Source organism: Blautia intestinihominis, from assembly GCF_040096655.1.
Classification (GTDB): domain Bacteria; phylum Bacillota; class Clostridia; order Lachnospirales; family Lachnospiraceae; genus Blautia_A; species Blautia_A intestinihominis.
The window spans coordinates 44,144-54,042 of record NZ_JBBMEI010000020.1 but is presented as its reverse complement, the minus strand read 5'-3'; the positions used below and the strand labels follow the sequence as shown (position 1 = coordinate 54,042).

Genomic DNA, 9,899 nt, shown 5'->3' with positions numbered 1-9,899 from the left:
TATTTTTTGTGCGGATACGCACACTCCTGCGCTTTCATCTCGGTAATTGAATTGCCGAGGATTCCCGCTTATTATCCTAAAATAAAGCGATTATAAGCTATCCTTTTTCCTGTGTTTGTTTTAAAGTTTTCATCTATACACTTTTTTATCTTTTCCTGTTCTTTTTCTTTATCCATAACCGTTAAATTTTCAAGCAAATCAGCTTCCCATTGTATTTGAAAATCTAGTCCATCAATTTTAGATGGAGTATGATGGTTGCCTATTATAAAGCATATTCTATCAATATTTTTGTTATAGCCTACCTTTTTTAATATTTCTTTCGCTACTTCTGGTCCTTCCTTTTCTTGATAGGCACCATCAATAGAACCGTATTTTTTTTGTGCTTCAACCGCACCAATATCATGTAGTATAGCAATAATACTGATGAATTCTTTTTCTTCCTCTCCGATATTTTCTCCTTTCATTATATCTTCTGCATTTTTCAAAACTTTGAGAGTATGCTCTATGCCAAAAGGAATTTCTTTGAATACTTCTTTCATCTCTATAATAATTTTTTCTTTAAACATAAATTACCTCCATTTATACCTTATAGGAGTTTTAGTTCTATCTATCCACTTTTTTGTTCGCCGATACAATCAGCATCATGGGACGGCGCATTTCATCCCGCATCCCCGGAATATCCATCATGTTTTCCGGCGGCTGCGGCTCCACAATATGATTTATTATAAAACCATTTGAAAGCAGTGTATTTAGATATGTGGTCAGTGTTCTATGAAATTTTGTAACCTTTTCTCCCAAAAACACAGCTGTTCGTTTGCCCTCATAATAATAATTATCCACCGGAAAATGCAGTATTTCTCCTTTTTCGTTATAATACCAGTCTTGTGTTCCATAGGCAGTAAAAACAGGATGTTCAACCGTAAAAACTAGCTTACCACCAGACTTCAGTATTCTATATATCTTTTTTACTAAAATCTCATAATCTGCTACATAGTGAAACGCAAGTGAACTTAATATTACATCAAAACTCTCCTCTGGGAATTCCACATCTTCTATAGCACAGCATTTATATTCAACCTGTGGAAAATGTGTTTTTTCTTTGGCTACCTCGAGCATTTTATGAGAAATATCAACACCTACAACAGAAGACGCTCCGTGTTCCATCGCATAAATACAGTGCCATCCATAGCCGCATCCTAAATCAAGCACACGCTTATCTTTAAAATCCGGCAGCAGCTTTCTCAATGTTTCCCATTCTCCTGCACCGGCTAGTCCCTGCTGTGAGCGACTCATTTGACTGTATTTTTGAAAAAATATATCATCATCATATTTGTTTTCTTTTCCATATTCTACATAATTCAACATCTTTCACCTCGCTGTAAACTTCCGATTTTTCGTTCTCTGCAACTTCCCAATAAACGGGAATTTTCATTGCTTTCATCCATTAATGGATAATCAAAGCATATGATTGATTTCTCTGCCATTTTATCGTCAATTCAATTTTTCAGCAGAGTAACCGAAAACAATCCACTTCTATTGCAGTAAAAATAGATCTTTTTTACTCCGTTAATCTTAAAACGTGCCTGTGCATCTCCTTCCGGATACAGCTTTACCATCTGCATCCTGTCAGAAGAAACTGCTGCAATAAAAGAAATGTAATGATCTTTGGTCATCTCATGCCTTATCTGCACATAATATTCATCCTCTACATGTTCTATAAAAATCTTATGGTTTTCGTCTGTTTCTTCAGCTTCTTCCGGTTGCAGTAATACTCCATGACAGTGAATCACAGATTCTCCCATACCATGAATTACATTTCCACAAACCGGACACACATAAAATTGGGAACGCAACATATTTGCAGATATATTGGAATTATAAACTGTATTCCCAGAAATCAGCTCAGCAACAGACACCGAAAGGGCATTGGCAATCGGATCTAATAATGTAATATCCGGATATCCTTTTCCTGTCTCCCATTTAGAGATTGTCTTATCACTAACCCCTAATTTGTCTGCTAACTGTAATTGTGTGACATTGTTTTTTTCACGCAGTTCTTTAATCACTGCTCCAGTTACGTATTGATTCATTTTCTTACTACCTCCATAGCCACATTCTAAATCACAGTTTTTATTTCCGCTATCTACGAAAAGTAGAGTTTCCTTTTATACTTCTTCATAATAAACTATCTCCTACACAAATTCCTATTTCTCAGTTTCAAAAACTTTTGTTTATTTCGTTCTTAAGTTCATCTTTATTCTCGTATGTTCTCACTATCGGAATCGTACTCTGTCTGTTCTACATAATCTGCGGAACAGTCTCGTTTGTACGGATAAAAAAATAAACTGAGCCACGGCTGTTCCAACATGAAATCAGCCGTGGCCTTATTTATATCATTTCACTCTTTTTTGAAATAGAACAACACCACAGCAACAACTCAAATCGACTTAAAATTCCAGACTATTCGCATTCAGCAAGAAATACTTCATTCCCATGATGACAAAACCTTCATCATTTCTCCAAGGCTTTTTGCTGCCATTTACTATGACGATCTTCTTGAAAGAGTCCGGGATATTACGCAGAGAATTGAACTCCTGCGTCTGTTTTTCTTCCGAAGTCATGTCATATGCAACCTGGATATAGTATCTCTGGTTTCCTTGATTCACCACAAAGTCAACCTCCAACTGCTTGCGAACACGTTTGCCCTCTTTATCCTTACCGAAGATATCCACGACACCCACATCAACATTGTAGCCACGGATCAGCAGCTCGTTATAAACAATGTTCTCCATGATATGAGTAGGCTCCTGCTGTCTGAAATTCAGACGTGCATTTCTCAGTCCCAGATCAGTAAAGTAGTATTTCAGATTTGCACCGATATACTTTCTGCCCTTAATATCGTATCGGCTTGCCTTGGAAATCAAAAAGGCATCTGTCAAATGGTCGATATGCTTGGAGATGGTTTTATTAGCATAAGTCATCTGGTGCTCGCTGGCAAAGGTATTGGCAATCTTTGAAGGGTTGGTCGGTGCGCCGATTGCAGATGCAAGCACATCAACCAGAATCCCAATCTCATCCACGTTCTGAATCTTATTTCTTTCAATAACATCCTTCAGATAGACATTTGCAAAGATGTTCTTCAGATAGTCCGCTTTCTGTCGTTCGCTCTGGAAACTTACGATCTGCGGCAATCCTCCGTAGATCATGTAGTCATCCCAGGCATCATCATAATCGCCGTCATAGACAGAATAAAACTCTGCAAAGGAGAGAGGGTAGATTCTAATCTCATCACCTCTGCCACGGAATTCGGTCACAATGTCGCTGGACAGGAACTTGGAATTACTTCCGGTGACATACACATCAATATTGCTCATGCGGAGCAGGCTGTTCAGCACTTCCTCAAATCGTGGCATGAACTGCACTTCATCTAAAAGGAGATAATACTTCCCGTCGTCTTTCATGGTATCCTTGATGTACTTGAAGCATACCTTGGGATCTCTTAATTCTTCGTTCTCAATACCATCCAATGCAATTTCAATAATATGATCAACATCAACGCCGTTCTCCAGTAAGTATCTCTTAAAGATGGTAAACAGCAAAAAGGATTTGCCACATCTACGAATACCGGTAATCACCTTTATCATTCCATTATCTTTTCGCTCGATCAGCTGCTGTAGGTAAGCGTCTCTTTTAATCTCCACCGTTACATTCCCCATTTCCGTGCATCTGCACACTTTTTAGTAATAAGATTCTATCACAGAACGACCTGAGTTTCAATAAGTATTCCCATTTTATGTGCATCTACACACTTTTATGTAATGTTGATAAATATATTTTCAGATTTTTTGATTGCAGTGTCTATAATCGACTACTCCAATCGTTATTATAGGTAAACAACAAAAAGAAGATGGTTCCGATGTTTCATTAAATATGTTCGTTAGTCTTTTACGCAAAGGATTCTATCTCCTCTGCGCCCTAATGCTTTTCGGATTCAGTTCAACAAACTCGAATCTGTCTATTTCATCCTATCTATCATATTCTTTATTTTCAGTTCTATCTGATTAATTACTTTAATAAAATCCACATCATCTTTTCCTGTAGGGTCATCTAGTCCCCAGTTATCATCAAAAGGTCTGCCGATAAAAGGACATCCAACATTACATCCCATTGAAATTGCGATGTCTACGTCTGGGATATCTGTAATTAACTTGCTGTATTGACCATTTGTTTCCATATCAATTCCATAGAGTTTTTTCATTATGCGAACAGCATCCTGATTGATTTGTGGCTTTGTTTCTGTCCCGGCAGAATAGCTTTCAAACACATCAGATGCTAGATGTTTTCCAAGTGCCTCGGCAATCTGACTTCTACAGGAATTGTGAACACAGATAAATGCTACCTTTTTTCTTCCATCTATCATTTCTTAAACCATCCTCTTGTACTATTGGCCACCTTTACAAGCGCAAGCATAACAGGAACTTCTGTTAATACACCTACCGTTGTTGCAAGTGCAGCCGGACTCGTTGTACCAAATAATGCAATAGCTACGGCTACAGCTAACTCAAAGAAGTTTGATGCCCCTATCATTCCTGCCGGTGCTGCTATGTCATGTGACATTCCAAATATCTTTGACGCTGAATAAGCAATAAAGAAAATAAGAACAGTCTGAACCGTGAGCGGCACTGCTATCAACACTATGTGCAAAGGATTTGATAAGATAACTTCTGTTTGTGATGCAAATATTAAAACCAAAGTAAGAAGCAAGCCAACTGTAGTTGCGTTATCAAACTTATGAACAAAAGTGTTTTCAAAATACCCTATTCCTTTATTTTTAACTACAACTATTCTTGTTAATACACCCCCAACAAGCGGAATCACCACAAACAGAATCACACTGAAAAACAATGTTCCATAGGGGACTGATACATTTGATACTCCAAGCAAAAACTTTACAATTGGCACAAATGCAATCAGTATGATTAAATCGTTCGTTGCTACCTGTACACAGTATAAGCAGGATTTCCTTTTGTAAGAGTACTCCATACAAATACCATTGCTGTACATGGTGCTGCTCCAAGAAGCACTGCTCCTGCAAGATACTGAGTAGCAAGTTCTGGTGCAATAAATCCTTTAAATACTGTAAACAAGAACAATGATGCAATTCCATACATGGTAAATGGTTTTATTAGCCAATTTGTAATCCATGTAATGAAAAGCCCTTTGGGATTCTTTCCCACTTGTTTAATACTCTGAAAATCCACTTTTAGCATCATTGGATAAATCATAATCCAGATAAGTATTGCAATCGGAATAGAAATTCCAGATATTTCAAGATTACCGAGTGCGTTAGGTATGGCCGGTAATAACTTACCAATGATTACTCCGACTACCATACATATAAATACCCAGATTGTAAGATACTTTTGGAAAAAATTAATTCCTTCACTCTTTTTCTTTGCCATTAAAATCCCAACTTTCCAAGCAGCTTAATTACTTCAGTGCTGTTTAATACTTTCCCCATTGAAGCAACTGTTTCATTCACAACAATGGCAGGCATACTCATAACACCGTAAGCCATAACCTTTTCCATATCTGTGATATATTCTACTTTAATTCCTAACCCTAATTCTTCAATGGCCTTTTTAACATTTTCATACTGATCATGACAGCTTTTACACCCAGCACCAAGCACCTTAATGCTTGTAAGCTTATTATCTCCACCACAACAGTTATCTACCTGTTGACCGCCACAGCAACATGATGATGCTTCATAAGTAGCTACTTCTCCATTGCAAGCACAAGCTGGCTCTATCTTAACTTCTTCTTTTTTCTTTCCTAATCCAAATAATGACATAATCTTTTCCTCCTGTTAAATAAGCAAATATTGAAATGCATTAAATGCATAACCAACAATAATAATTCCTACGGTACAGATTCCAATGAACAAACCTAAGAGTTTTGGTTTGATTGCCTTTTTCAGCATAATCATGGATGGAAGAGACAGTGTGGTTACTCCCATCATAAATGACAACACAACGCCCAATCTTGCACCTTTAGCAAGCAGTGCTTATACATCAACAACTCATTCTGCCATGCACGTACATCTGCCACCGTAATCTCACTAAGAATCTTTTTCTCAAAATACGGTCTGATCTTCAAGTCAATGATGTAACGCTTTGTATACATGGTGTGTTCCCGAAGTCTGACATCCATATCCTTATAGTAGATTTCCAGAAAGTTCCCGAATTCGATATCCACACCCTGGCTCTGTTGCTGAAGGAAGTCTCGCTCCCACTCTTTTGCTTCACCCTTGGTTCGGAATCCTCGTTTTTGTTTTCTCTTTTGGTTGCCCTGCCAATCTTTATAATAGACCTGGACTTTCCAGTTCTTTCCTTCTTTGTAAACACCCATTGCTAATCCTCAACCTTCATTCCGTAAATTTTTTCTGCCAAAAATTTGGTAGAGATTTTTCCAGCTACTACAATATAGCCTTTTGCTTTCAACTCCTTGTTGTACTCTCGCATCAAATTGTAGGCATACGCTTTAGAAACACCAAGAATTGCACACACATCATCCACATCCATATACATTTTTTCCTGCACTATACTCATATCGCTTTATCCTCCTTCAAATATTGCTCAACATGTTCCAGACCATAGATCTTGTCCTCTACATAACGGGTTGGCACCCGTCCGAGAATAACATAATAGTTCTTGCTTTCCAGATCGGCATTCATTCTTTCCACCACCCGGTAAGCAAACGAAACTGATAATCCAAAGAGTTCTGCAATGTCTTCTACTGATAAATACATTTTTCTCTTACGCATGAAACCATTCCTTTCCCTCTTCCTGTGGAATCTCACAAGTATCTTCTACTCCGTAGAAACGCTTCACAAAATACTTTGTCGGAACTTTTCCTCTAAGCGTCAAATATCCCTGTTCTTCCAGCTCCTTATTCAGATTGCCAATGATCTCATAAGCCGATGTCTGTTTTACCTCCAGAAGTTCACATATATCGGCTGCCTTTAAAAATAATTTGTTCTGCATAATCAGTACCTCCTGTATTTTGAATATTTATCTCTTCATATACTCTGTACTGGCAGATGTAAAATCGAACATCATTTTCCGAAATTTAGCAAATTATTTTAATTTTACAGTTTCCATATGTGTTATCGCTGAACCATGGAGTTAATATCATTGAAAAAGGGTATAAAAAAACAGTCTGCCCTGACGGAAAATATTTCCATCAAAACAAACTGTTCTTCATATTCACACTAATTATATTTTCTGAGCATAGTTACTTTTGCGAAAATCTCAGATAACTCCGGAAAGAAAACAAAGAAAAAAAATATTTTTTAACTCCATTTGCACTCCACCGGAACATCCAGACAGCCCGCAAAACCTTTATTTATGGGCTTTTTCGCAATTTAGTCCGCTACTCGAACTCCTTTGCGGACTGCATTTCATGACACGCAAAGGCTGTTATTAGAGGCTTATAGTTCGAACATATGTTCTGATTCTGTGCTTTTCGCACCGCTTATGAAGAAATAAACTCCAAAATAACTCCATTTTACTCTTTATTATTTTGTTGTTCTTCTCTTGCGTACAGGAGATCCAATGCCTGACATACAACACCACTCATGCTCTGATAGTGTCTTTCTGCATACTCAACAAGTCTCTGTTTTTGCTCTGGAGTCACCCGTACTCGTATGTTTTCTTCTTTGCCATCTTTTGGTGTTTTTCTAGCCAAACATATCACTTCCCTTCCACAAGTACAGTTTACTACTAATTACTACAAAATGTCAATCTATTTTTGTTATTTATCTATATATTCTCTTGGACTAATCTTAGACTAATTTACTTCTCACTCCTGTAGATCTTTATCAACAATCTCCCAGTAACCATTCTTTGGAGATCCATGTCTTATAAGAATACCATACTCTTTTAACTTCTTAATATTGTTCTCAATATTTCGACTGGCAACCCCGATTTTTTCAGCTAACTTAACCGCTGATAATTGATGATCTTCTGAAAGCAACTTTATAATCTTTTGCTGTGTATCGTTGAGATCTGTTCTCCACTCTGCCTCCGATGCTTCTCCGATGCTTCTCCGATGCTTCTCCGATGCTTCTCCGATGCTTTCTTTTTCATTTGTCATCGGAAATGAATTACGGAACACCTCTACCCGAAACATATTATCAAATTCCTGAAATCTCGGTCTCGGAAGTCCATACTCTTCTGCAGCATTCAGGATTCTTTTTATTCCGCTTCCCCATGCTTCTACGAGTCCCATCTGACTGAATATATTGGCAATACCTTTATTCCGGATCTTAGAATGACCATTCATGACTTCCTCATAAGTCAATCCGTTATATAATCCGCCTGGAGAAGTCACCTCCAACCTGTCATCATAAACTGCGACCTGAATACAGGATTCATCCAATAGGTTACGGTGACAATGGGCGTTAATGATCATTTCCCTGATTGCTTCCGGTGGTAGCTCATACTTCTCTTTTCGCACCAATCCATCAATCGTTGCTCCGAGTCGAATATTTCTCAATACAAAGTCTACAGCTTCTTCGATTTGTGTATAGATTGGTCCTGTAAATTCTCTCTTATCCAGAAACACTGCACGATCTGTTCCCTTGAATACCGCACATTGTGTTTTGGCGAATGAAAAATAATCTGATGTCAGCAATGCATAGGCATTCGTTGCCAGAAGCTGTCCCTCGCTCTGCTTCAAGATTTTCCAGTTTATCAGCTGCTCTTTCTTTACAGAATGCTCTGCCATTCCTGCCTTCTTCCGGAACTTTTCGATATCCTGACAAAGTTTCTCTGTTGCTTCCTCTGAAACAGGATAACCCACACAAGTAAGCTCATCCCATGAGATTCTGGCTCCTTCCATTTCCAGCTCTTTTATCTTCTCCGGAAATGCCTGCCTTGATGTACCTGCAACACGGATATAAGTACCATTATCTTTTCCCTTTGATTTCAGATAATACGGTCTGTTCTTTCCAGCTTCTACTGATACAACAATGACCGTTTTCCCGTCTACTGTCTGCGGCTCAATATCAGGAATAATCTGTGGCACACAGGAATCAGAAACTGCATTGGCAATTCCGTCCATCAGCTGAAACAACACATCATTTTCCACACCAACAATCTGGTGTGTTTTATCATCTACTCCAACAATCAGCTTGCCGCCTTGTGTATTGGCAAAAGCTACAATCGTCTTCATGTATTTTTCACTTTTATCGGGTAAGGATACCTTGTACTCAATATTTTTCGACTCCCCGGAAAACATAGTTTCTTCTACCATTCTTTCACTCCTAATCTATACTCGCACCACCGGTACAAGTAATTCTATTTCCAGAGTAAATATCTCTGGATCATTAACACTATTATACGTTCTATTCTTCTTTTCTAGCAAGCAAGAAAACAAAACAGTTCATTTTTTCTTACCATTTTCTTCTGTTCTTTTTTTATTCCAGATAAAGTCTCGTTATCTCATCCATGAAAATAGTTTTGTCCTCATTGGTCATAGTTCCACTGGCAAATAAAGCAGCTGCCTGTTCAAGAATCTGCCTTGCCTGTTTAGCACCAGAATATTCACTTGGCTCATCATTACCCAAGCACACGGTTTCATTATCATTCATAAGATAAGAAACCTGACACTGAAATGCATCTGCCAGTTTTTGATATAAACTACTCTGCTTTGGATATCGTCCATCAATTTCCCAAGCTCGAATTGTTCTATAAGAAACGCCGACCATAGCACCCAGCTTTTGTTGAGTCATTTTTTTCTCTTTTCGCAACTTTCTAATTTTATCACCAAATGTTGTCATAAGTATACATCTTTCTCCTATGAGTTTTGTACGTGCTTTTTTAATCACAATAAAA

13 protein-coding genes and 2 pseudogenes are annotated in these 9,899 nt (G+C 37.9%); all 15 read right to left on the bottom strand.

The features are described 5' to 3' along the window. Window positions 1-71: 71 nt before the first annotated feature. Complete coding sequence (locus WMO75_RS08015) at window positions 72-566, bottom strand: HD domain-containing protein (RefSeq protein ID WP_227223027.1); 495 nt, start codon at window positions 564-566, stop codon at window positions 72-74. Between the two features lie 37 nt (window positions 567-603). Continuing rightward, complete coding sequence (locus WMO75_RS08010; protein ID WP_227223028.1) at window positions 604-1,365, bottom strand: class I SAM-dependent methyltransferase; 762 nt, start codon at window positions 1,363-1,365, stop codon at window positions 604-606. A gap of 131 nt (window positions 1,366-1,496) precedes the next feature. Continuing rightward, window positions 1,497-2,090: a helix-turn-helix domain-containing protein gene (locus tag WMO75_RS08005; RefSeq protein ID WP_227223029.1), complete on the bottom strand. Its 594-nt coding sequence runs from the start codon at window positions 2,088-2,090 to the stop codon at window positions 1,497-1,499. 357 nt (window positions 2,091-2,447) lie between these two features. Continuing rightward, a complete protein-coding gene (locus tag WMO75_RS08000; RefSeq protein ID WP_227223030.1) occupies window positions 2,448-3,701 on the bottom strand; it encodes an ATP-binding protein in 1,254 nt (417 codons plus the stop codon). Window positions 3,702-4,015: 314 nt separating this feature from the next. Next, the gene (locus WMO75_RS07995) at window positions 4,016-4,420 is read right to left on the bottom strand and encodes an arsenate reductase ArsC (protein WP_118489323.1); all 405 of its coding nucleotides are present in this window, start codon (window positions 4,418-4,420) and stop codon (window positions 4,016-4,018) included. Continuing rightward, window positions 4,417-5,270, bottom strand: a pseudogene (arsB, locus tag WMO75_RS07990) (ACR3 family arsenite efflux transporter). The gene WMO75_RS07995 and the pseudogene arsB overlap by 4 nt, the downstream one beginning before the upstream one ends. 191 nt (window positions 5,271-5,461) lie before the next feature. Further along, window positions 5,462-5,854, bottom strand: coding sequence for a thioredoxin family protein (locus tag WMO75_RS07985; RefSeq protein ID WP_227223031.1), 393 nt, complete (start codon window positions 5,852-5,854; stop codon window positions 5,462-5,464). A 15-nt stretch (window positions 5,855-5,869) separates the two neighbouring features. Further along, window positions 5,870-6,067 (bottom strand): annotated as a pseudogene (locus WMO75_RS07980) (permease); the annotation flags it as partial. Further along, window positions 6,019-6,411: a tyrosine-type recombinase/integrase gene (locus WMO75_RS07975; RefSeq protein WP_227223032.1), complete on the bottom strand. Its 393-nt coding sequence runs from the start codon at window positions 6,409-6,411 to the stop codon at window positions 6,019-6,021. The pseudogene WMO75_RS07980 and the gene WMO75_RS07975, both read right to left, overlap by 49 nt. A 2-nt stretch (window positions 6,412-6,413) precedes the next feature. Next, window positions 6,414-6,611: a MerR family transcriptional regulator gene (locus tag WMO75_RS07970; RefSeq protein ID WP_009244013.1), complete on the bottom strand. Its 198-nt coding sequence runs from the start codon at window positions 6,609-6,611 to the stop codon at window positions 6,414-6,416. Beyond that, window positions 6,608-6,826 carry a hypothetical protein gene (locus WMO75_RS07965; protein ID WP_008705328.1) on the bottom strand — a complete coding sequence of 73 codons (219 nt, stop codon included), beginning with the start codon at window positions 6,824-6,826 and terminating at the stop codon, window positions 6,608-6,610. The genes WMO75_RS07970 and WMO75_RS07965 overlap by 4 nt, the downstream gene beginning before the upstream one ends. Next, window positions 6,819-7,046, bottom strand: coding sequence for a hypothetical protein (locus WMO75_RS07960; RefSeq protein ID WP_008705329.1), 228 nt, complete (start codon window positions 7,044-7,046; stop codon window positions 6,819-6,821). The genes WMO75_RS07965 and WMO75_RS07960 overlap by 8 nt, the downstream gene beginning before the upstream one ends. A 523-nt stretch (window positions 7,047-7,569) precedes the next feature. Further along, window positions 7,570-7,749: a hypothetical protein gene (locus WMO75_RS07955; protein WP_028086473.1), complete on the bottom strand. Its 180-nt coding sequence runs from the start codon at window positions 7,747-7,749 to the stop codon at window positions 7,570-7,572. Between the two features lie 114 nt (window positions 7,750-7,863). Further along, window positions 7,864-9,318, bottom strand: a complete 1,455-nt coding sequence (locus WMO75_RS07950) for an AlbA family DNA-binding domain-containing protein (RefSeq protein WP_055257534.1) — start codon at window positions 9,316-9,318, stop codon at window positions 7,864-7,866. A gap of 163 nt (window positions 9,319-9,481) precedes the next feature. Next, the gene (locus tag WMO75_RS07945) at window positions 9,482-9,844 is read right to left on the bottom strand and encodes a helix-turn-helix domain-containing protein (protein ID WP_055257532.1); all 363 of its coding nucleotides are present in this window, start codon (window positions 9,842-9,844) and stop codon (window positions 9,482-9,484) included. Window positions 9,845-9,899: the final 55 nt, after the last annotated feature.